Source organism: Granulicella pectinivorans (assembly GCF_900114625.1).
Taxonomy (GTDB): Bacteria; Acidobacteriota; Terriglobia; order Terriglobales; family Acidobacteriaceae; genus Edaphobacter; species Edaphobacter pectinivorans.
In genome coordinates this window covers 1,675,784-1,697,150 of the sequence record NZ_FOZL01000001.1, presented here as the reverse complement: position 1 = coordinate 1,697,150, position 21,367 = coordinate 1,675,784, and the positions used below count along the sequence as shown (strand labels likewise).

22 protein-coding genes and 3 tRNA genes are annotated in these 21,367 nt (G+C 58.8%); 12 read left to right on the top strand and 13 right to left on the bottom strand.

Translation table 11 applies throughout. The annotated features are described in order from the left end of the window. Positions 1 to 216: 216 nt before the first annotated feature. The gene (locus BM400_RS06800) at positions 217 to 1,407 is read left to right on the top strand and encodes a glycoside hydrolase family 27 protein (protein ID WP_245781724.1); all 1,191 of its coding nucleotides are present in this window, start codon (positions 217 to 219) and stop codon (positions 1,405 to 1,407) included. Positions 1,408 to 1,432: 25 nt separating this feature from the next. On the opposite strand, the gene BM400_RS06795 is transcribed toward BM400_RS06800, so the two are convergent. Further along, a complete protein-coding gene (locus BM400_RS06795) occupies positions 1,433 to 1,852 on the bottom strand; it encodes a DNA-binding transcriptional response regulator (RefSeq protein WP_089837841.1) in 420 nt (139 codons plus the stop codon). Between the two features lie 174 nt (positions 1,853 to 2,026). Here BM400_RS06795 and BM400_RS06790 point away from each other — a divergent pair, with 174 nt between their 5' ends. Together BM400_RS06790 and hemG are read left to right on the top strand one after the other, a co-directional pair. Beyond that, positions 2,027 to 2,575 carry a hypothetical protein gene (locus tag BM400_RS06790; RefSeq protein WP_089837839.1) on the top strand — a complete coding sequence of 183 codons (549 nt, stop codon included), beginning with the start codon at positions 2,027 to 2,029 and terminating at the stop codon, positions 2,573 to 2,575. Positions 2,576 to 2,645: 70 nt separating this feature from the next. After that, the gene (gene hemG, locus BM400_RS06785; protein WP_089837837.1) at positions 2,646 to 3,995 is read left to right on the top strand and encodes a protoporphyrinogen oxidase; all 1,350 of its coding nucleotides are present in this window, start codon (positions 2,646 to 2,648) and stop codon (positions 3,993 to 3,995) included. A 62-nt stretch (positions 3,996 to 4,057) separates the two neighbouring features. On the opposite strand, the gene hemH is transcribed toward hemG, so the two are convergent. The 4 genes from hemH to purS form a co-directional block, all read right to left on the bottom strand. Further along, positions 4,058 to 5,074 carry a ferrochelatase gene (gene hemH / locus BM400_RS06780; RefSeq protein WP_089837834.1) on the bottom strand — a complete coding sequence of 339 codons (1,017 nt, stop codon included), beginning with the start codon at positions 5,072 to 5,074 and terminating at the stop codon, positions 4,058 to 4,060. Further along, entirely contained in the window at positions 5,071 to 6,147 is a 1,077-nt protein-coding gene (gene hemE, locus BM400_RS06775) for a uroporphyrinogen decarboxylase (protein WP_089837832.1), read from the bottom strand. Before hemE ends, hemH begins: the two co-directional genes overlap by 4 nt. A gap of 51 nt (positions 6,148 to 6,198) precedes the next feature. Next, on the bottom strand, positions 6,199 to 6,795 hold the full coding sequence (locus BM400_RS06770; RefSeq protein ID WP_089837830.1) for a hypothetical protein: 597 nt from the start codon (positions 6,793 to 6,795) through the stop codon (positions 6,199 to 6,201). A 142-nt stretch (positions 6,796 to 6,937) separates the two neighbouring features. Continuing rightward, positions 6,938 to 7,183, bottom strand: coding sequence for a phosphoribosylformylglycinamidine synthase subunit PurS (gene purS / locus BM400_RS06765; protein WP_089837827.1), 246 nt, complete (start codon positions 7,181 to 7,183; stop codon positions 6,938 to 6,940). Positions 7,184 to 7,387: 204 nt separating this feature from the next. Between purS and BM400_RS06760 the strand changes: the two genes are divergently transcribed. Continuing rightward, complete coding sequence (locus BM400_RS06760; RefSeq protein WP_089837825.1) at positions 7,388 to 7,945, top strand: inorganic diphosphatase; 558 nt, start codon at positions 7,388 to 7,390, stop codon at positions 7,943 to 7,945. 56 nt (positions 7,946 to 8,001) lie between these two features. Here the strand turns inward: BM400_RS06760 and BM400_RS06755 are convergent, their stop codons facing one another. Then, positions 8,002 to 9,342 (bottom strand): APC family permease, encoded by a 1,341-nt coding sequence (locus BM400_RS06755; RefSeq protein WP_245781723.1) that lies wholly within the window; start codon positions 9,340 to 9,342, stop codon positions 8,002 to 8,004. Between the two features lie 143 nt (positions 9,343 to 9,485). Here BM400_RS06755 and BM400_RS06750 point away from each other — a divergent pair. Continuing rightward, positions 9,486 to 9,578: transfer RNA gene (locus BM400_RS06750), tRNA-Ser, on the top strand. A 258-nt stretch (positions 9,579 to 9,836) separates the two neighbouring features. On the opposite strand, the gene BM400_RS06745 is transcribed toward BM400_RS06750, so the two are convergent. Both BM400_RS06745 and BM400_RS06740 read right to left on the bottom strand, forming a co-directional pair. Continuing rightward, complete coding sequence (locus tag BM400_RS06745) at positions 9,837 to 10,439, bottom strand: Crp/Fnr family transcriptional regulator (RefSeq protein ID WP_245781722.1); 603 nt, start codon at positions 10,437 to 10,439, stop codon at positions 9,837 to 9,839. Between the two features lie 837 nt (positions 10,440 to 11,276). After that, a tRNA-Arg gene (locus tag BM400_RS06740) sits at positions 11,277 to 11,353 on the bottom strand. On the opposite strand from BM400_RS06740, the gene BM400_RS06735 reads away from it, so the two are divergent. The 4 genes from BM400_RS06735 to BM400_RS06725 all read left to right on the top strand — a co-directional run bounded on the left by BM400_RS06735 (position 11,326) and on the right by BM400_RS06725 (position 14,294). Further along, positions 11,326 to 12,264 (top strand): tyrosine-type recombinase/integrase, encoded by a 939-nt coding sequence (locus BM400_RS06735; RefSeq protein WP_089837821.1) that lies wholly within the window; start codon positions 11,326 to 11,328, stop codon positions 12,262 to 12,264. The genes BM400_RS06740 and BM400_RS06735 overlap by 28 nt on opposite strands. A gap of 96 nt (positions 12,265 to 12,360) precedes the next feature. Further along, positions 12,361 to 12,801, top strand: a complete 441-nt coding sequence (locus BM400_RS22270) for a hypothetical protein (protein ID WP_217644085.1) — start codon at positions 12,361 to 12,363, stop codon at positions 12,799 to 12,801. Beyond that, a complete protein-coding gene (locus BM400_RS22265; RefSeq protein WP_217644084.1) occupies positions 12,773 to 13,174 on the top strand; it encodes a hypothetical protein in 402 nt (133 codons plus the stop codon). The genes BM400_RS22270 and BM400_RS22265 overlap by 29 nt, the downstream gene beginning before the upstream one ends. Positions 13,175 to 13,205: 31 nt before the next feature. Further along, positions 13,206 to 14,294: a hypothetical protein gene (locus tag BM400_RS06725; RefSeq protein ID WP_141223830.1), complete on the top strand. Its 1,089-nt coding sequence runs from the start codon at positions 13,206 to 13,208 to the stop codon at positions 14,292 to 14,294. A 633-nt stretch (positions 14,295 to 14,927) separates the two neighbouring features. On the opposite strand, the gene BM400_RS21590 is transcribed toward BM400_RS06725, so the two are convergent. The 3 genes from BM400_RS21590 to BM400_RS21960 form a co-directional block, all read right to left on the bottom strand. Then, complete coding sequence (locus BM400_RS21590) at positions 14,928 to 15,185, bottom strand: hypothetical protein (protein ID WP_141223829.1); 258 nt, start codon at positions 15,183 to 15,185, stop codon at positions 14,928 to 14,930. Positions 15,186 to 15,876: 691 nt separating this feature from the next. After that, entirely contained in the window at positions 15,877 to 16,347 is a 471-nt protein-coding gene (locus tag BM400_RS06710; protein WP_089837812.1) for a hypothetical protein, read from the bottom strand. Between the two features lie 69 nt (positions 16,348 to 16,416). Beyond that, positions 16,417 to 16,569 carry a hypothetical protein gene (locus BM400_RS21960; protein ID WP_175528900.1) on the bottom strand — a complete coding sequence of 51 codons (153 nt, stop codon included), beginning with the start codon at positions 16,567 to 16,569 and terminating at the stop codon, positions 16,417 to 16,419. Between the two features lie 963 nt (positions 16,570 to 17,532). On the opposite strand from BM400_RS21960, the gene BM400_RS06700 reads away from it, so the two are divergent. Beyond that, positions 17,533 to 17,949: a hypothetical protein gene (locus BM400_RS06700; protein WP_089837808.1), complete on the top strand. Its 417-nt coding sequence runs from the start codon at positions 17,533 to 17,535 to the stop codon at positions 17,947 to 17,949. A 202-nt stretch (positions 17,950 to 18,151) separates the two neighbouring features. Continuing rightward, a complete protein-coding gene (locus BM400_RS06695; RefSeq protein WP_089837805.1) occupies positions 18,152 to 18,361 on the top strand; it encodes a DUF2188 domain-containing protein in 210 nt (69 codons plus the stop codon). Positions 18,362 to 19,263: 902 nt separating this feature from the next. On the opposite strand, the gene BM400_RS06685 is transcribed toward BM400_RS06695, so the two are convergent. Further along, the gene (locus BM400_RS06685; protein ID WP_089837800.1) at positions 19,264 to 19,839 is read right to left on the bottom strand and encodes a recombinase family protein; all 576 of its coding nucleotides are present in this window, start codon (positions 19,837 to 19,839) and stop codon (positions 19,264 to 19,266) included. 228 nt (positions 19,840 to 20,067) lie between these two features. Between BM400_RS06685 and BM400_RS06680 the strand changes: the two genes are divergently transcribed. Beyond that, a complete protein-coding gene (locus BM400_RS06680; RefSeq protein WP_089837798.1) occupies positions 20,068 to 21,090 on the top strand; it encodes a DUF3800 domain-containing protein in 1,023 nt (340 codons plus the stop codon). Positions 21,091 to 21,245: 155 nt separating this feature from the next. Here the strand turns inward: BM400_RS06680 and BM400_RS06675 are convergent. Then, a tRNA-Arg gene (locus BM400_RS06675) sits at positions 21,246 to 21,322 on the bottom strand. Positions 21,323 to 21,367 lie beyond the last annotated feature (45 nt).

The window sequence follows — 21,367 nt, the reverse complement described above, 5'->3', positions numbered from 1 at the left end:
CACCGCAGCCGTGGCTTCCGTCGCCGCTGCTGTGGCCGCTGGCCTGGCTGAGCTTCCGCTTCTTCGAGTCGCCGTTTCTGAGGCTAAAATCGCGCCTTGCGCCCCCTGAGCCGCTCTCACAGCGTCAGCTTCCAGCCGAGCCCCACTCCCGGATAGCCTAGATATCCCTCCGCGGAGTATGCTGACACGGAATCGATTCCACACTAAGGAACCTCCGTGAAGCCGAACGCCCTCCGCCTTGCCCTCCTTCTCGCTGCCGCGACCACCCTCGCCCCGCTCGCCTCCGCGCAAAAGCTCGCCGCCACGCCCCCCATGGGCTGGAACTCCTGGAACTACTTCGCCGGCCGCGTCACCGACAAGGACATCCGCGATACCGCCGACCTGCTCGTCTCCACCGGCATGCGCGACGCCGGCTACGTCTACGTCAACATCGACGACACCTGGGAGGGCAAGCGCGACGCCCAGGGACACATCACCACCAACGAAAAATTCCCCGACATGAAAGCCCTCGCCGACTACGTCCACTCCAAGGGCCTCAAGCTCGGCATCTACTCCTCGCCCGGCGACCAGACCTGCGCGCGCTTCGAGGGCTCGCTCGGCCATGAGTACCAGGATGCACAGACCTACGCCGACTGGGGCATCGACTACCTGAAGTACGATCTTTGCGGCTTCCGCAAGAAGATGCTTGCCGACGCCCCCAACGACCCCGTCAAGCAGAACAAGATGATGCGCGACGCCTATATGCTGATGCACAAGGCGATCGTCAAGACAGGCCGTCCGATGGTCTACTCGCTCTGCCAGTACGGCTTCGATGCGGTCTGGGACTGGGCTCCGGAGGTTGGTGCGAACCTGTGGCGCACCACCGGCGACATCAACGCCACCTTCGACCGCATGACCGTCATCGGCCTCAATCAGGACGGTCTTGAGAAGTTCGCCGGCCCCGGACACTGGAACGATCCCGACATGCTCGAGGTCGGCAACGGCAAGCTCACGCTCGATGAGAACCGCTTCCACATGACCCTGTGGGCCATGCTCGCCTCGCCTCTGCTGGCGGGCAACGACCTCACCAAGATGACGCCTGAGGTCGCCTCGATCCTGATGAACAAACAGGTCCTCGCCATCGACCAGGACCCCGCGGGACACCAGGGCAAGCGCATCTACCAGGAGGGCCCGGTGCAGATCTGGAGTCGCGAACTGGCGGACGGCAGCACGGCGCTCGCGGTCTTCAACACGGGTGAGGATGCAAGCTCGATGCGCAACATCGCTCTGCCGCTGAAGCAGCTTGGTTTTTCCAAGCCGCCCATGGCCACCGATGTGTGGACCAACAAGCCGGTGGGGCGTCTCGACGCCAGCTACAAACCGACGATCCCGCGCCACGCGTCGATCCTGCTGAAGCTGACCAAGTAGCGGAACGACCGGTAAGCGCCTCCGCTTACCGGTCGCCGTTCTCGCCCTCGGCTGCCTGACGATTCAACTCCACATCGCGATCGTCGATTGCCTGCGTCTCCTTCGGCTCGATCCCGCGAAGCACCTCGAGCAACTGTGCCGGATCGAACGATCGCACGCGATAGTCCGCCGTCGGGCACTCCACATTGGCGCTTTCGATCACCACGATCGGCAGGTCGCGTTTCTTCCGCTTCAAACCCGCCACCAGAGCCTCACACTCCATGTCACCGAGCGAGGCGTCCAGCACCACACCGCTGACAGCGGGGAAGCGCTCATACAGTTCCATCGCCTCTTTTCCGCTGTAGGCGGTGATGACGTTCATCTTCGCTGTCTCGATCAGAAGCTTCCGTGTCGAGATATTTCCTGCAAACTCACGATCCACCACCAGAAAACAGGGCCTTTTCATTCCTTTATTATCTCTCCCCTGCGTCTCCCGGCGCAGGATACCTGCGCCCGAGCGCGGGATTTCCCCGCTTTCCACCCGGCGGGCTATCCTTGCCGAAGGCGACCGGACGACTGTTCCAACAACCATTCCGGCGCAAGCCCCCTCCAACTGCTCAGTACGGAAAGGCAGAACACATTGACGACCAAGACCCCTTTTTCCACCAGGACCCGCCTGATTCTCCTTACGCTTGCCCTTCTTCCCATCGCCTGCGATACCAAGGCCAAGCCTACGCCGGAGAACTACCTGCAGACCCTGAACACCTATTTCGCCGATAAATCCGAGTGCCTGCTGCCCAATACCCGTTTTCCCCTGATCACCTCGGACCCCGCCGAGATCAATCGCATGAACACGCTGGTCGCCGCACAGCTCCTGACCGTAAGCCATGAGACCGCCATCCACGTCGCGCGGTACGTGCCCTCGACACTGGGCGAAAAATCCGCCCCGCACTTCTGCTACGGCCACCGGAACGTCACGACGATCGACTCCTCCACACCGCTGGCTCCGGCGAACGGCTTCAATGAGACGCAGGTGACCTATCACTACTCCATGAAGGATGTGCCGATCTGGGCGAAGACGCCGTCGGTGCAGGCTGCCTACCCGGAGATGGCCGCCAAGGTCACCGGATCGACCCAGGACAAGGCGACGCTCGCGCAGACCCGCGTCGGATTCCAGGTCCCCGACTAATGCGGACGCAGTGCCCTGCGTCACCACGAGTGGGGCTTCGTTCCGCTTTATCATGGACGCAGGAGCCAGCATGAAGCGCATCGCCATCCTCGGTGGAGGCACAGCCGGGGTAGCAGCCGCCTACTTCCTCGCGCAGTCCGGAGCGGAACACGACGTCACCCTCTTTGAGGCCAGCCCGCGCCTTGGCGGCATCGTCGAAACCGTGCGGGAGGGCGGATTCGTCATCGAAGGTGGCCCGGACGGATGGGTTACCGAGAAACCGTGGGCCCTTACACTGGCGCAGGAACTCGGTTTGGGCGATGAGGTCATTCAGTCGCTCGATGACACCCGCAAGACCTACATCTACCTCGACGGGCGTCTCGAAGCCATGCCAAACGGCATGCGCATGATGGTTCCGGGCGATCTTCAGGCAGTTGAAGCCTCCGCGCTCTTCTCCTCGGAGGCAAAAAAAGCCTTTCTCGATGAACCCGCACGAGCCGATGCTCTCAAAGCGGCTGCACCCGACGACGACGAATCCGTGGCGTCGTTCGTGGCGCGCCACTTCGGTCCTGAAGTCCTGACCAAAATCGCCGCCCCCCTGCTGAGCGGAGTCTTCGGCGGAGACGTCAACACGCTCTCCGTGCGCGCCGTCATGCCCGCCTTTGTGGCGATGGAGCGGGAGTACGGGTCACTCGTCACGGCGGTGCAGGCCAAGGCCAAAGGGACGCAGCGTCCCATCTTCACCACGCTCAGGAGCGGCGTGGGAACCTTGGTCGAGGCGATGGCCGCGAAGATTCCCCTGCGCTGGATCCGCAGGAACGAACCCGTCAAACGCTTGAAGCGTACCGGCGAGGGCTGGCTGGTCGACGGCAGGCCCTTCGATGACGTGCTGCTCGCCACGCCGGTCGACGTCGCCGCGCATCTGCTGGAACCGACCGACCACCGTGCCTACGAGCTGATGCAGATGGAGGCGAGCTCCGCGGTCGTCGTCGGCTTCTGCTTCCAGGAGAACTTCGATCTGCCGCAGGGCTTTGGCTTCCTCGTGCCCCCCGGACAGGGCAGTCTGCTGATGGCTGCGACCTTCATGGACCAGAAGTTTCCCGGCCGCATTCCATCTGGAGGGCGGCTGGTCCGCGCCTTCTTCGGTGGAGCCTCCGCCCTGCGCCTGATGCGCTGCGGCAACGACGAGATCGCGTCGATCGCCCGCATGGAGCTCGCCCGCATCCTCGGCCCTCTGCCCACCCCAACGATTACGGTCGTCCGCCGCTGGCCCAACTCCCTGCCGCAGTACGCAGTCGGGCACCTCGGTCGCATGGCCGAGCTAGAATCCCGCGTACAAACCATCGGCAACCTCTGGCTCCTTGGCAACGGCTACCGCGGCGTAGGCCTGCCCGACCTCATCCGCGACGCCCGCAAGGCCGCCCAGGAGCTCTCAGCTTAAAGACAAAGAGGCAAAATCCGGTCGCCCGGTCTTTGCCTCTTTCCCCCTCTCTCTTTTCTGGCTTATGCGACGACAACCTCGTCCACATCGGCCTTGTACTCCCCCAGAATCACCTGCACCAGAGCCTCAGCCAGAATCGGTGAAGCGTTCAGGCTCTCGGCCCGCCAGAGCTTCAGGCCAAGCTCCTCGGCGGTCTGCCTGAAGGCGATATCGATGTCGTAGAGGATCTCGACGTGGTCGCAGAGGAAACCAACCGGCTGCATCACCACACCGATCTCACCCTGATCCTTCAGCGCCTTCAGGGTGTCTTCTACCGTGGGCCCAATCCACGGGCCGCCGCTGATGCCCTGGCTCTGGAACGCGAAGACCCAGTCGCTCTCCTTGAATCCAACGACCTTCAGACGATCAGCCACAAGCTGCGCCGTGCGCTTCGACTCGACCGGATAGGGATCGGGCGAGGTCTGCTCGGGTGTGCCGGGACGCGCGCCCGCGACCGAAGCCGATCCGGTCATGATGGTCCTGCAGGGCACGGAATGCGCCGTAAACAGCACGGGAATACGTCTGCCAGTCTCCGCACAGGCCTCAGCCCAAACGGGCCACGTTCTGTCCGCAAAGGCCTCCGCAAGCGTGGGATTCTCCGCCCAGCCGGCCACAAACTCGACCTCGAGCCCCTTCGCCGCTTCCATCAACGCCTTGCGATAGAGCCCGACGCTGGTCCGCGAGTTCTGCGGGGCAAGACACAGCGCCTTGATCCGCGTGACGCCATCCTCACGCATCTTCGCCACCACATCCGCGATGTAAGGATGCCAGTTGCGCATGCCCACGTAGACCTTCATGGGATGCCCCGCCTGGGCCAGCGCAAGCTCCAGCAGATGCCCCTGCGTCAGGGTCCACCGGGTCAGCGGTGGAGGCTCCACACCGGGCTCCCAGCCAAGGCCGATCTCGCCGTAGCGATGCTGCAGCTCCTCGACGACCTCCTGCGGAAGCGCGCGGCCACCCGTAACCTTCGACAGATATGCAGCCATCTCGCCCAGAACGTCGGGCGTTCCGTGCGCCAGCAGTAAAATCGCTTCTTTCATCCCAGCTCCTTCACCCATTCGACCACGCGGATGACGTTGTCGACGGGCGTGCCGGGCACAATCCCATGCCCCAGGTTGAAAATATGCCCGGGCTTTTTAGCCGCAGCATCAAGAACCTCTTTGACGCGCGCCCTGAGGATATCTTCAGGCGCAAAGAGGGCGATCGGATCGAGATTTCCCTGCACACCGCAACCCGAACCGACGGCCTCCCAGCCCTCGGCCAGCGGAATGCGCCAGTCGAGGCCGATGACGTCCGCGCCCGTCTCGCGCATGGTGGGCAGCAGCGAGGCCGTATCGACGCCGAAGTAAATAACCGGCACGCCAAGCGCGCGGACGCTCTCGACAAGCTGCGTCGTCCAGCTCAGGCAGTACTGGCGGTAGTCGGTCACCGAGAGCGCGCCGGCCCAGCTATCGAAGATCTGAATAACGTCCGCGCCCGCCTCCACCTGCTGCGCGGCAAACCCGGTCAGCACCGTGACCAGCTTCTCCATCAGCATGGACCACGCAGCGCCATCCGAGTACATCATCTTCTTTGTTTCAATGTAGTTGCGTGAACTGCCACCTTCGATCATGTAGCTGGCGAGCGTGAACGGAGCGCCGCAGAAGCCGATGATGCCAAGCTGGTCACCGTCGGCGCGTGGCGGAGCAAAGTGCTTGGCCACCTTCTCGATAGAGAGGGCGACATAGCTGAGATCGTCGATGCGATCGGTCCGGAGCGCCTTGACGTGCTCGAAGCTGCGCACCGGCGTATTCACCTGCGGCCCCTCGCCGGCAACGAACTCGAAGTCGAGCCCCATGGGCGTGAACGGCAGCAAAAGATCGGCAAAGATGATGGCTGCGTCGACGCCAAGGCGCTCGGCCGCCGTAATGGTCACCTCCGAGGCGACCTCCGGCGTGCGGCAGATGTCCAACAAACTATGGTGCTTACGCACCGCCATATACTCCGGCATATAGCGCCCGGCCTGGCGCAGGAACCACACCGGCGTGCGGTCGACAGGCTGGCGGAGGCAGGCACGTACAAAGCGGCTCCCATGGGCAGGAGCCGCTTGTCTTGGATCGAGGGTTGCGTTCAAGGTCGGTAGATCTCCAGCATTTAGCCTAGCATCCGGCCTTCTGCTGTGCGATTAACGATCGCGACGGCCAAATCCGAAACGGTAAAAAACAGCAAAATTGAGCGACCGAGGGTGGAAGGTCACATCTGTTCCCGTGTGCCAGCGCGACCCCTGATAGTCCGCTTTGAGGCCAAGGGTCCGGTATACGTCGAAGTCAACTCCGCCACCGTAGGTGTACACGATCGAGTTGTCGGACGTTACCGTTGGTCCAAAATGTCCCGCCACGTACTTGATGGTTCCGGAACCGATGAGAATATCTCCATAGGGACGGATGCGGCGAAAGTAGGTATGGGAAAGTTTGAGTCCACCGGAGTAGACGTTTTCACCGACCTCCTCATCGATCGGGCTGATCAGAGCGCGCACCTCGATCGAAGGATCCACATAGAAGCGGGGAGTATAGCGCGTGTAGTCCAGGCCGAAAAAGTACGCCATCTGGTTGTTTTTGTAGAAATCCGGCTGGGGCTGGATGTAAGACCCACCCGCGAAGATCGTGATCGGCGGGCGGTCGATCGTGGCAGTGGGGCTTGCCTGGGCTACTCCCCGCTCAGCAGTCAAAAGTCCTGCAACCGCGAAAAAAAGGGCAGTACGGGAAACAGTCTTCCAGTTCATAGGATTCTCCCTGAAGTCGTTTTTTACAGAAATCGGCTCTCAGTAGGACTCGACGATAGATGAGATGCCTCCAGCCTCTCATACCGCTGCCAGAACGCGAATGAATAAGTCAAACATCCTGATTGATTCGACTTATCGGCGATCAGAACTCGATACGAACGGAAAATTCTTCGATCACAGGGTTGGTGAGCACCTCCCTGGCAATACGGTTGACCTCAGCTTCGGCGGCCACGGGGTCGAGGCCATCCTCCAGCGTCAGTAGGAAATACTTGCCCTGGCGGACATCGGCAATTCCTGCATACTGCATGCGCTTGAGCGCTTCAGCGATCGTCTGCCCCTGAGCATCGAGGACAGTTCTCTTCAACGTGACATAGACATGAGCCTTCATCGTGTCTGATTATAGACATGCAGCGGACAAATCCATCAGACGTTTCCACCGGGGTTCCTGCCCGGGGCTCTCTTCATGGCAATGTACCATGGTGTCTGTTGGATGGGCTCGTTCTTGCTGTATCACGACATATCCACTCGAACTTCCGCCTCACCTCGCTCCCTCGCGAGCGATATTTTCTACGAGAAGAGACAAGCGAAATTTATGCCGAACTACCTCGAGCTGCCGGTTGGACCCAAGTCCCCTGAAGTCATCAACGCTGTGATCGAGATTCCCCACGAGGGAATCAACAAGTACGAATACGACAAGGAACTGCACGTCTTCCGCCTCGACCGCAACCTCTACTCGCCCGTGCATTACCCCGGCGACTACGGCTTTATCCCCTCGACGCTCGGAGACGACGGCGATCCTCTGGACGTTCTGGTTCTCGTCGATTCGGCAAGCTTTCCCGGCTGCGTCATGGAAGTCCGCCCCATCGGTCTGCTGGAGATGGTCGATCAGGGTCTGGGCGACGAGAAGGTGCTCTGCGTGGGCGAAGGCAATCCCCGCTACAAGGATGTCTGGAACTACTCCGAGATCTACCCCCACATGCTGAAGGAGATCACGCACTTCTTCTCGATCTACAAGGATCTCGAGGGCAAGAGCGTCGAAGTCAAGGGTTGGCGCGATGCGTCGTTCGCCCGCAACAAGATCGTCGAGGCCCAGGCGCGCTTCATCGCCAACAAAGAAAACCCCGAGCCGAAGCCGGTTCCCACCAAGTAAATTCCCTTTGCAGAGAAATGAAATATGGACCGCCCTTTGGGGCGGTCCATCTTGTTTTAAGCGGCCATCCGGGCTGACCAGCGTTTGGCCGAAACGTAGACCAGAGGCCCCGCCAGCGCAACCAGCGTGGCGAAGAGCAGGGCGGGGAGCGAGCCCACCGTCTCCCCCCGCGCAGCCCAGATGGCGAAGGCGATCAAGGCCACCGGTCCCAGCCCGATGAGCGAGGCTCCAGCCATGCCGCCCGGCACCCGAAACGGACGCGGCAGCTCCGGCTCGCGGATGCGCAGCACCAGCAGGGCGACAAACTCCAGGATGAGCGACGCCCCGTAGAGGACAAGATCGATGGAGATAAGGCGCTCAAAGGTGAACGTAAGAGCCAGAGCCCATCCGGCACTGCAAAGCAGCACGCTCGCCCATGGAACGCCATTTGCCAGCCGCCGCGCAAGGATCTTCGGCGCAAGGCCGTCAAGCGCCATCGCGTAGGGAATCCGGGTAAACGACAGCGTAAGCGCATTGAAGGTGCCCAGTCCGTCGAGCGAACCCGCCAGCACCACGGCAAGAGCAAGCACAGAGCCGCCAAGGAGCCCCGCCGCATCCGCCCACGCACCGGTCGAGAAGCGCTCCGCCGGAATGCCGGCGAACCAGATCGTCAGGATGGGAAGCGTGTAGACACACATGACCGCCAGCGCGGACCAGAGCATCGCGCGTGGATAGGTTCGCTGCGGGTCCTCGACCTCCTGCGCCACGGTGCTCGCGTTGTCCCAGCCCATATAGTTCCAGAGCGCCACCGAGATGGCGCCAGACATGTCCAGCGTCTCGGGCGCACCGGCAGAGGCATGGGCGAACCCAAGATGCATCCCCCGGTAGACGGCCAGCGCCATCAGCGCCAGAAACGGCGACAACGAGACGAACGCCATGCGCACGGATCCCTTGCCGACCGCGACCGCGCCACGCAGGTTCCAGGCCGCGCTGATGGCCACAATGGCCAACTTCAGCACCCACCCGCGATACCCGGCCGTGAGCGACGGAAAGATATGCGAGAGGTACAGCACGAAAGTCGTGGGGTAGATGGCCATGTCGAAGACCGAGGCCGACAGCGAAAGCCACGCCTCCTGGAAGCCCCAGAACGGTCCCATGGCGCGACGCACCCACTGGTAGAAGCCGCCTTCGGTAGGAATCGCTGTGGCCAGTTCGCCGACCATCAGGGAGGTCGGCAGACTCCAGAACAGGGGGATCAGGAGAAGCAGCAGGACGGCTCGTCCATAGCCGGCCTTCCCAATAATGTCTTCGAGGCCATAGGGGCCACCGGACACCATGAAATACGTTGCGCCAACCAGCGGCAGCAGCCGCATCTTCTTCGCGAAGCCCTTATCGGGCGAGCCAAACGGCCTGGTCAATCGTTGCTTCCCTCCGGCGGATCGGTATCCGCAGATGAGATTCAATCACAAAAAAGGAGCCGCTTCGCGAGAATCGCATGAGCCGCGCTATAATCGTCTTCATCCGGGCGTTCGTGAAAACGAGCAGCGTGGACACCAGTGCAGGAGAGTTGGCCGAGAGGCTGAAGGCGGCGGTTTGCTAAACCGTTATAGGACCAAAAGTTCTATCGGGGGTTCGAATCCCCCACTCTCCGCCAGAACTTTTTCAAACCCTTCCCCAAAAACAGCATACCCCGATAAGAACCAAGAAAGACGTGGCCCCAGCGTTATGCTGTTCTGCTCTTGGTTGCCCTCTTCCACGCTAAGACTGGCCCATGACGGTAACCCACGGACGATTCCGGTAACCCGATTTGGGCCAGAGTTGCCCATCCCGCAAACACCGCAACCCGGAGTTTCAGCCCCACGATCTCGCCCATAACCATGCCGTAGTGAGCGAGCGATCATATCCTCTAGGGCTAGCTCCGAATGATCTTTGCGTTGTCGCCTTCGAGAACCGCCTTGAGGAGCAGGCTATGAACGCGTATCCGACGGTTGTATTCGATCAGGCCGCGTTTGCGAAACCGATTCATAAAATAGCTGACGCGAGACCGCGTGGTTCCGATCATCCCTGCGAGCATCTCCTGGGTGATGTGGGGGATCAGTGTGGGGTCGGAGCCAAGTGTGTCGGTCTCCGCCAGGATGAGCAAGACGCGGGCAAGGCGTCGTTCGCTGGAGTGGAAGAGGTGATCGACGAGGTCCTCCTGAACGCGCATGCTGCGGGAAAGCAGAAATGCAATGAACTCCTTCGAGAAGTCGCTTTCCTTGCTGAGTGCTACGGCCATATCGCTCTTCCCGATCTTGATCGCCGTGCAATGCGTCATCGCGACCGCGGTTGCGGTGTGGCGACGAGCGGCCGGAGCGATGGCAACCTCACCCAGAAAGTCTCCCGAAGAGAGAAGAGCGACGATCATCTCTTTGCCTCGATCGGAGACGACGGTCAACTTTGCCCGTCCTGTTATCAGATAGAAGACCGACTCCGCTTTTGTGCCTTGCGAGAAGAAGACGTCTGCGGGTTTCAACGCAATAACCTTGCGCCCGCGGCAGGAGGAAAGAAATGCTTCGCAGTCAAAAGAGCCTTTGGTAACCAATGAGATCGAGTGCCTCGTAGGTGCAATCGTGCTGGCAGGGGTCTTAAGTCGCTCGTCGGATGGCTATGAGGAGTCTCTTGCAACGGTCTGGTAAGTCAGATGCCATATCCGTCGGTACGTGCTGCACTCCGAGCGTGAAACTAGAGATTTATTTCTCGCGATGGCCGAGCGCAGTAGCTGGTACGAGTATGAATGCTGAACAACCTGACCTGGCAAATGCATTTAAATTCGACATTGCTTGAGCTAAGTTGCTCGAACTTGCCTCGCGTATCCTCCGCCCCCTGGGCTGCGAAGCATGTCACTACTTGGGCCTCAACCACTCCGAGAACCTCGTCACCTTTGGACTTGAATCAACGAATCCCGGCACGCTGCGGCGGTTCAAGCCGTTGTTGGCATCATCGCAACTATTCCGAGTATTATCGCGGCTCAGCGAGCCTTCATTGTCGTGGAACGTAAGCAGTTTAGGGAAAGGCCTACATAACAGGAAGTTACTCATTGCCTGCAACAATGGGTCAGGCCCTGTAACCATCCACGCTTTCACACAATGGATAAGAGCAACGAGCATGTCACAGCCGAAACGAAATAGCCGCGATCAGTGGTGAGCCATCCATAGGAAGACATCGCGTTCGAACCGACGGATGGCTCCCCCTATGCTTGCCACCCGCAATGTCAACGAATGTCCCTGCAATCTATGAAACATCAAAGCCCCGCAAAATCGATGCAGGGCTTCGTCGTGAGCACTCGATGGAATATCGCGGAAAGTGAAGATGGTAGGCGAGGCAGGGATCGAACCTGCAACCCCCAGCTTAGAAGGCTGGTGCTCTATCCGATTGAGCTACTCGCCCGCGAATCAGTGGTTTATGAGGTTTTCCTGTCCGAATTTGACCCCCGGAGTAGGAAAATCATGGAGCCTCGTTTCGAGCAGTTTATCCGCGAACGGCAGTACCTTACAAACGTTACGCCCGCCACAATCGAATGGTATCGGCGTTGTCTCAAGTGGCTGCCTTCTGAATGCCCCGGACAAGCGGATCTCGTCGCCGTCGTCGTTCGAATGCGAGAGAAGGGCCTAACCGCCGCCGGCGCTAACTCCGTCGTTCGCTGCATCAACGCCTATCTGCATTGGACAACTGGCTCCGAACGCAAGTGCGGCGCGGGCTGTATCCATCCCCGCGTTCAACGGCTCCGCGAACCCCATCTTGTAATGCCTACGTTCTCAGATGTCCAGGTGAAGCGCCTCCTCGCGTGGAAAGCCAAGGGCAAGTACCAGCGGCGGCTCCAACTGCTTGTTTTGTTATTGCTCGATACCGGGTGTCGCATCTCCGAGGCGCTCTCGCTGCGGGTGTGCGACGTGGACATGGACAACCTGCTCTTGACCCTCGACGGCAAAGGCCGAAAGCAGCGGGTCGTACCCTTTAGCTTCGAACTGAGAAAAGTGCTGTTCCGTTACATCGGCGAGTTTGCCAGAAAGCCCGAGTGTCTCTTGTTTGCGTGCCGCTCGGAGACGACCTGGAGCCGGCGGAACGCCCTGCGGGACGTCAAGGCCCTGTGCAAGGACCTCGGCTTCGTCCCGCCTCGGCGGACGTTGCACGCCTTCCGACATAGCTTCGCCGTGAACTATCTCCGACGCGGCGGAAGCGTCTTCCACCTTCAAAAGGTCCTAGGCCATAGCTCCCTCGAAATGACCCGGCGGTATGCCAACCTCGTGACGGCGGATCTCCAGGCGATGCACGAGCGGGTGAGCCTGCTCTCTAAATAACGGAATGTGACGAACCAAGGGCCAATGACTGGCGGCATTCGAGCGGTGTAAGCTTGCTGTCTAAGTGAGCTTGCGCCCGCACGACAAGGAGAAATCATGACCTCGAATTTAGAGCGATATAAGAAGGACATCGACGTTCTCATAGAGAAAGGAGACAACCTGCTCTGGGCTCTATACCACGAACAAGATCCCGATCATGTCGGCGCACAACTCGATGAAGCTCTCGGAAAGAAAGCTCCCGATTTTATCAAGAGTTTGCCGGACTTCGACAGTTCCTATCAGGCTTGGTACTCAGAGGCAAAGGCAATGATCCGCCAACTGCTTCCGGACCGCATAGAGGATTTTGCTAGGCACTATGAAAAACCAAAATCTAGAAAGGAAATCACGATTGAAAATTACACCCTTGAAGATTGTTCAAGGACTTACTGTAAACTCCGTCCGAGGAATCTCGAGGGAAAAAGTGGTGGGGCCCGATGCCGCGATCCCGCGCCTAAAGCAACAGATTGCGATGGTGAAATCCGCCAAATCTCGTTTTGAGTCGTCGCTCTTCGACATTCGACAATTGCTGCAAGCGGACCTATTCGACTCCGAGCTAGAGGCGGCCTCGCATTTGCTCAAAAATAATTTTGCCCGCGCTGCCGGCGCGCTTGCGGGGGTTGTCTTGGAGCGGCACCTCGGGGAAGTCTGTGCAAGCCACAAACTTCCTTTGCGTAAGAAAGACCCCAGCATAAACGACCTCAACCAAGCGCTGAAGGACGCAGGGGTGATCGAAACCTCACAGTGGCGCTTCGTACAGCTTCTGGGCGATATCCGCAATACCTGCGACCACAGCAAAGATGCGGAACCAACTGCGGCAGACGTAAAGGAGCTTGTGGATGGAGTCGCAAAGGTGACGAAGACGATTTTTTGACGCTCTTTTGCGCATCAAACTAGAGGGTATTGTGGCAAACATCGTGTTCTATTCGTGGCAAGGCGACAGACCCAACCGTGGATGTCGGTCATTCATCGAGAGGGCCATTGAAGGCGCAATCGAGAGGCTCAACATGGATATGGATGTTATTGAGTCGCAGCGCCCGTCGCTGGAAGCCGACCGCGACACGAAGGGGGTTCCGGGGTCGCCGCCGATATTCGAAACCATCTTGTCGAAAATCAAAGCCGCCGAGATATTCGTCGCGGACCTCACATTCATCGGAAAGCGCGACAACGACAATCGTCTCGTTTCCAATCCGAACGTTCTCATCGAGTATGGATTCGCGCTCAACGCGCTCGGCGACGCCCGGATTATAGGCATAATGAACGCGGCTTATGGCGAGCCAAGCGATGAGACGATGCCCTTCAATTTGAAAGGGCGGCGTTTCCCCATGCACTACTGTGTGCCTGAAGATGCGAGCGATGACGACGTTAGGGCTACCCGAAAGACATTCACGAAGGAGCTTGCAGGAGCGCTCCGAACGATTCTTGAAAGTCCCGCGTACAAAGCATCTGAAAGAACCCTTCGTAAACCTACGGCTCTGGAGATTGCCGCCGCCCATCGGGCGGACTTGGATCTTAAAGCCGAAATCGATTCGTTGAGATATCGTTCGGAGGCACCCCGCGTCCGAGAGGCTGCTGAGGATTTGCTAGAACGGCTCGACAGCAAAATCCGGGAAATCGAAAAGGCCTTTAATTACGGAATTGAGCTGGGGTTACAGTGCGGTGGTGGATCGGACCCATGTCTAATTGTGAGGTTGAGGGCTGGTGTGTCTTTTCACCTTGTGTGGGAGCAGACCCAACAGGCCTCTATAAACGAATACAGACTGCATGGCCGATGGTTTAGGGGCCGCCTCGTTTTGCCGGGCGAGCCGTTTCCCGCGCTCTACAGGCCCCCTGCAATGGCGAGTGAAATGTTCTACAGACCTACCCTTTCGCGAAGCCGTGAGCTTGGTTGGGCGAAGGTGATGGGGGAAAATGCCGAACTCGATTTTGTGCCCACCGACGATCTGGTGGAGATACTTGCGACAGCGGTAGTCAACATGCTGCGAGCAATTTAGAGTGCGCCGACATCGATGGGTTTAGATCCTCACAGAGGAGGCGCCACAACCGCCGCTTGCCCTCGCCGATGGGGTAGGCGGGGAGATAGCCCTCACGAGCCCATCGGGTCACTGTGCGGCTGTTGAGGCCGCCGAGGAAAGCTGATGCTTCGATGGTGTCGAGAAACCTACTCGCGTCACACATTCAAACCTCCTTAAAAGGCCGTGGCGAAACCCCGGCTACATCCCTATCCCAAGTTTGCAGCGGTGTCGCCACGGGGCGGTATGCGCGATTGCGGGCCGTTGCCGACGATGTTTCGCGGCGATGCCACCCCCCAATACCTATGCCTGCGGGTGCCGGTGTGACCGCCGCCCTCGACCGGACCTCCGGAACCCTGCGGCCCGCCCCCTGCGCTACGGCGCACCGCCGGCCAGCGCCGGACCAACGAGGTCTTTACCGTAAAGACTTTGTTTGCAACAAACCGCCCGATGTCAGCCGCATAGGGGGTGGGGGCGGTCAAAATCTTGAACATAAGCGACTTAAAGCCCTCCGCCAATGTTTAATGTACATACACGAACAATTATTTCAAATTGGAAACATTACCGCATTATTCCCTATTAGAAACAAGCAATCTGAAACAGGGTATAAGTCCTTCAGAATGAGTAGACCTTTTTGGGCCGCGCTGCCTCGGCATCCATGACCGAGGGCCACGGCCCAACGTGCGTCTTGTCCTCGTTCGTCTTGGTGTAGTGGCACGGTCGGCACAACCCTTGGAGGTTGGAGCGGAGGAAGTACCCGGCGTTGCGGTCGAAAGGATACTTGCCCGACTGTTGCGCCTGGACGATGGCCTCGCGGGCCGGGACGATGTGGTCGGCTAGATCGCTCAAAGCGCGGTCACACCGAGCGCACATAGGCTGTTCCTTGCGGACTCGCTCTGACAGCCGTTGCCAACGTAGCGACTTGCGAAGGCTGTCCAGCTCGGCGTCATAGCCCGAGGTGTGAGTCTTCTCGTCCACCGCGACACTCTGAGGTCGAGGCTGCGGCTTGCACTCGTCGCAGAACCGGACATCGTTAGGCACGGCACGCAGACATCCGGCTCCAGAACAAACGCGCATATCGCCTCTATACGAAAACGGTGGTGGGGTAGTAGCCGAGGTGGTGTAGCGGTGCGCTGTAGACCGCTTAATGACGTCCTAGAGGCATCCGGCTAATCACGTCTACCTATCTTGAGAGCATCCCGCGTATCTCCGCGAGTGCCCGGTGGATCGCCGGCAGATGACGCTCGACAATGGCGTCCAGCTTCGGAAGCGGCAGGGATCGCCGGTACAAGTGTCCGAGTATGACAACCGTGCGGAACAATTCTCCAGCTATACGCCAACACCCACCTCAGAAGACGCGAAGCTTCTGATGTGGTGGGGGTAGGACAGAGGGTAGTGACAAACATAGCTATATCTCTTACATGGTGGTTGTCACCTCGTACCTAGAATCAACAACTTACAGGGGGTTAAGCCGGCGAGGCTCACCCCCGTAAGTCATTGATTTTATTAGAGCGCCTCTGCGCACCATTGCATCTAAAGTTCCTGCTGGCACCAGACCGCCTGATTAGTGGAGGTCCGGTCGCCGTCGAACTGCGAGGTTGGGGACATGGGGCTTGGAGGGACGCCAGCCGCGTTCCAGGGAAATCCCGTCGGCCCATTGGAGACGGCGGGCGTAAGTATCCCCTTTGACCGGCTCCAGCTCAGTCCCAAAAAGCTCGTCCGCGAGCGAATGCCGGAATTCGCAACGCCCGTTGAACTCGGGGTGAATAATCACCAGCGCTCTTCCGAAATAGGGCGTAGCGTGATCGTTCATCAGAAAGGTTCCCCCTGGGCCCATGTCCATTTCGAGCTTCCATCGGGCGTATTCCCAGAGAGAGTGATACGAAAACGCTTCGAATCCTTGCTCAATCCGTAGTTGGATCTCCCGCACAAGGAAGTCGAACACAGCCGGATTATTCCTGTGGAAGGTGTGGAACGCCCGCAGCTCTTCGTGGTCTTTTGACCGCGAAACCAATTCGTCAATTGCATCAGCCATTCGTTAGCTCCTTTTCATTGCAGCGATTGAGACACAGAATCGGACAAGCTTTCGTGAAGTCCGGGGAACCTAGCGATTCATCTTCCGAAAGGTGCGCTCGACATGCTTTTGGAGGGTGGTTTCGTGCTCCTGCAAGACCTTCTCCAACCCGCCCCGGTCGAGCGCTTGTATGGTGTAGCGAGGCGAAACGTGCGCGTGGTAGTGGTTCCCGCCGCCGCCCATGTTCCCTCCGCCCGTGGCCCTGTTCGGCCTTTGACACCAACACTGATGACGCGAGGAGCAACGCGATTCACCGCGCGGCGGCGGGTTTGTGACACTTTTGAGCCAAATATAGCCGCTCCATTACCTAACTAGAAGCTAGTCGGGCATTTCCAAAGACTGGTCGTAGGTTGGACTATTTTTTTTTGAGTTGCAGATTTTGCGCTTAAGTCGCATCTGTAGTCTTCCTGACCGGCGCGGGGCACTATCAGAGTGTGCGGGACGCTGCAATGTCCGGGACGGTCAGGCGAGCCGATGCCTTGACGTGCGGCGACCGTTGCCGACAGCGGCAAGAGAGAGATAGATAGAGAGAGAGACCCTAATCGAGCAAACCAAGAGCGGCTAAGTCCCTTAATATTAACCACTTACGAATAGGTGGTTTTTATCTGCTGCTTTTATTTGTTGCTTTCAGATGTCATTGAAAACAAGACAGTTGCGATCCTCTTAAAAGGGTGCTACGTTTTTCTTCTCCCCGCATTTCATCCGAGAAACGAGGAGGCTGCTTTGACATTAATGCACATCACGCCCGCGTACGTCACCGTCCGCCACTTCGACTACCTATTGGGAGCTTGGGAACGTTACGGTCACCGCGCCGATATCGTCCCCGGAATCCCCGGCCTTATTCGTTTCCGCTGCACTGAACCTCTCACCAAAGCCCAACTTCGCAAACTGCCTCGCGCTCTGCGGAAGATACTCGCAATCGGTCCAGACGAGGGCTCCATTGCTCCAGTTGCCCATTGATAAGCCCTACACCGTCCGGGAGGTCTGTGGCCTCCTGGGTTTCTCCCGGCAGACCATTGAGCGGATGTTCCGTAACGAGCCGGGCGTCCTTCTTATCAAGCGGCCCACTGAGAACCGGAAGCGTCGATATACGACCTTCCGAATCCCACGCCACGTTTACGAGCGCGTTTACCGGAGGTTGGAGGTATGAAGTTCCTACTTCTAGTTGTGCTCGCCGCAGAGCACCCAATGGCTATTTCCCAATCGCCCGGCCCCGATATTCACCGGGTGGCGGCGAACGCGGCCCGACTCCATGACACGATGCTGGACCCGGCCTCCTTCGTCCTCGACGCGGTATACCTCACGAAGCCTTCTAAGCGCGGGAACGTCTCAGTCTGCTATGAGTATCGGTCGCACAACACGATGGGCGGGTATTCGGCTGGACGGGCGGTAGAAGACGGAGACGACCACAACCGCCTGAGCACGTACACCGCTGCGGAAAGCGGGCGTTATCCGGGCTATAACGTCGGATGGGTTGCCCCGTGTAAGAGTAAGAACCTCGACCGGGAGATTACCGCAGACGTGGCCCCGCTAGCTGTGGCGTTATACCGAAAGGAGAGGTGAGCCGAGAGCCGTGCTCGTGGGCCCGTGTGGCGAAGTACGGGGCTACGTAGGGCACCGGGCCGCGAAAGAGAAACTAACCATCGGGGCGATGGGGTACAACCTCGATCCCGGCCCCCATAGTGAAAGCGAAGGCGCGATAGCTGGCTAACCACCCAGACCGTTTGAGAATCGGAACCTCCAAGGCGTCCACCCTGGAGGTTTCATGTCAACGGATAAGCACTATTTAATCGAGAAGAACGACGACGGCAAGTTTGCGACCCGCGCCAAAGGTTCCGACCGTGCGAGCGGAGTCTTTAATACTCAGGCGGAGGCTGTCGCCTACGCCAAGGAACTGAACCGAAACGACCACCCCGACGTCGAGCGCCTCCGGCACACCGAGACCGGCGGCCCGGATAAGTGGCGTTCTGCTTGAGCACAAGCGTTAGCGTGTAGGCCAACGGACAGACATCCGCGTCCTCAATGGATTACAGTCGCTCACATGATGAACCCAATACAAAAAGTCAATGTCGAGCCAGACGGAAAAGGCGAGGTGTTAGTCGCGTTCACAGGCGGCGCTACGGATGGAGCTGTCCGTGCGGGGGTACTCGAACCACGACCGAATGGAGAGGGCGCGGGAGTCGAAGAGTCGGCAAACCTCCAAGCGCAGAATCTCGGTTACTTTAGCTCATTGTCGAGGGTAGAACCGTAGTTCCCGATCTAGCCCGTAAACATTTTCAAGGCGTCCACGTTTGGAACTTATCCATCTAGATAGCAAAAGCAGCATCTTTGATTGACGTGATGACCCGCTCAACCTCCGTGGGTAGCCCATTCGCGCGCCAATGGTCATCGCCTAGGCCGAAGCGAGTTCGGGGCGGTAAAAACGCTTAGGCAACGTGGCCTCTCATAGGGCTTCGACCAACCCGACGTCGAGCGCCTCCGGCACAGAGGGCCGCGCCTATTGCACGCGACGCACGCCTAGAGGGACGCGGCGCTCCGCCTGGGGCAGCAAACCGGCCTCGAAGGCTCCCGGAGGGACGCGGGATCTTTCGCCAAAGAGGACATACTCGCACGCGATAAAGTGCGTCCGCTCCAGAGTCATAGGGCCCCCGCCAAAGTTGAGGACGCATTGATACAACGTGCAATCCACGAATGCGGTGTCATCCATGAGTATTTGCTCACTCTGTAGTAATTGACCCTTTATTGTCTGCAAGATTCAACCTCGAAAGGATCGGGTGCCAGTATCGCAACTGTACTCGTCCATTCGGGGAAGGTCGGTCTTCCATCATACAGAGTCGTTTTTCGGACAATGGGCCACTCGCGGGCATTGCAGCCACGCTACTCCGCCACCGGCGCGTATTGATATAACGTTTCGCGGCTAATCCCAAACTCACGAGCGAGGCCGGCTTTCTTCTCTCCAGCCGCTACGCGGCTCCGTAGCTCTGCCGCCCGCTCCGGGGTCAATGAAGGCTTGCGCCCCTTGTAGACGCCTGCTTTCTTCGCAAGGGCGATGCCTTCGCGCTGCCGCTCCTTCAAAAGGGACCGCTCAAACTCGGCGAACGCACCCATCACGCTCAAAAGCAATTTGCTCATCGCGGAGTCCTCGCCGGTGAAGAGCATTCCCTCTTTGACGAACTGGACTTGGACGCCGCGCTCGGTCAGCTCCAGGACAATCCGGCGGAGGTCGTCGAGGTTACGGGCGAGGCGGTCCATGCTGTGAACGATGAGCACGTCGCCGTCCCGGAGGTAGTCGAGCGCCGCCTGGAGCTGGGGGCGCTTGGCGTCCTTCCCGCTCGCCTTGTCCGTGAAGGTCTTGTCTAGTTCGAGGCCGTCGAGCTGGCGGCCCGGGTTCTGGTCGATGGTGCTTACTCTGACGTATCCGACCCGCTTACCGCCCCGACGCGCTGCGACCATTCTCCGCCTCCAAGTGTCAATTTAGACTCTATGACCACGGAGGCAGAGTGTCAAGCATTATCTGACACGACCCTAGACTGACAGAATCGGGGGCGCAAAGTGTCAACCTTGGGCGTGGTGTTGGGGTATACCTTTTACTGACATATCCTCTGGTTTCGCCGTCCAATCTGTGAGACTGCGCAGTAATGCGGCTAAGATAAAACGTCCGTAAAGCTCGGAGGCTTCGGGATGCTTAAGGTTTTCTTGGATGAGAGCGGCACCCACGATGGGTCGTCCGCAGTCGTCATGGCGGGATATCTCATCGAGGCAGAGGTCGTGCCCCTTCTAAATGCAGAGTGGCTGGCGGTACTGACTCAATACGACGTCGAAGAATTGCACATGAAGGAATTTGTGCCACCGCACGGAGCGTATGCGAAGTGGGGCGAAGAAAAGAAGCGCGCCTTTCTGGAATCGCTCATTTCGCTTATTCACAAATTCACTCTGATTGGAGTGGGCGCTTCGTTGCAACTTGATCCAAACCTTCGCAAGACACAACTACACGCCCATAAGAAAGCTCCTGAATTGGTGGAGAGTCTCTATGCATTTTGTCTGCGCGCGTGCGTTATCCGAGCGGCGGCTTTCGCAGATTCGCGTAACGATGACGATGGTGCAGTTATCGACTACATACTCGATAGGGGGTGTGCGGATCGCCATCACGCTGAGAAAGGGTTCACTAACGCAAAATTGGACGACGAGGTCGGGGGTAAATTGCGTCTGGGTAGCATAGCCTTCGAGGACAGCCAGCTCCTACCTGCACTTCAATGCGCGGACCTCTTAGCGTACGAAATGTACAAGGAGGTGGACCGGGAGATCCGCAATTCCTCTCGCCCACCGAGAGGCTCTTTCTTGGCGCTATGGCGAGATAGCGATCAACTCATGACCATTGACCCGGATACCGCCAAACGGCAGGTTAGCCGTGGAGCTGCGGCCATAACGGCGATTATCTCTTTCCTGCCCCCGGTGGAGAAGTTTCAAGTCTGGTGTTACGGACTTCGCTCTCTTTCCGAAGACCAGCGCCTTGCAATCTTCGGGGTTATCCCAGAATTTCAGAAAATTTATGCAATGTGCCTAGCTTCGGGAGAGATGGGCAAGCGCCTCGCGGATCTGCCGCCTGATGCGATGCCTCCTGACGATCCAGATCTCCTGATGCCCGAGTTGGAGCTTCTCACGGATTGGTTCAACGGGAAGGCAGTTGAAGAGGAGCCGGAATAAATCAGTATGTGAACCGCTGCTGAGACTCTTGTGATCGGCGGATGCCCGGACCTCATTCTCAGGGAAAGCGACACTCTAGACCTTGCCGTCATGAGCCCCGGCCTGTACTATTTCGAGCAGGACAGGAACCCACGCAACTCATTGATTGATAAGGGTGGTAGGCGAGGCAGGGATCGAACCTGCAACCCCCAGCTTAGAAGGCTGGTGCTCTATCCGATTGAGCTACTCGCCCGCGAGTCTTATTGTAGCGGGGTGCGGCGTCCGTGAACATCGAAGT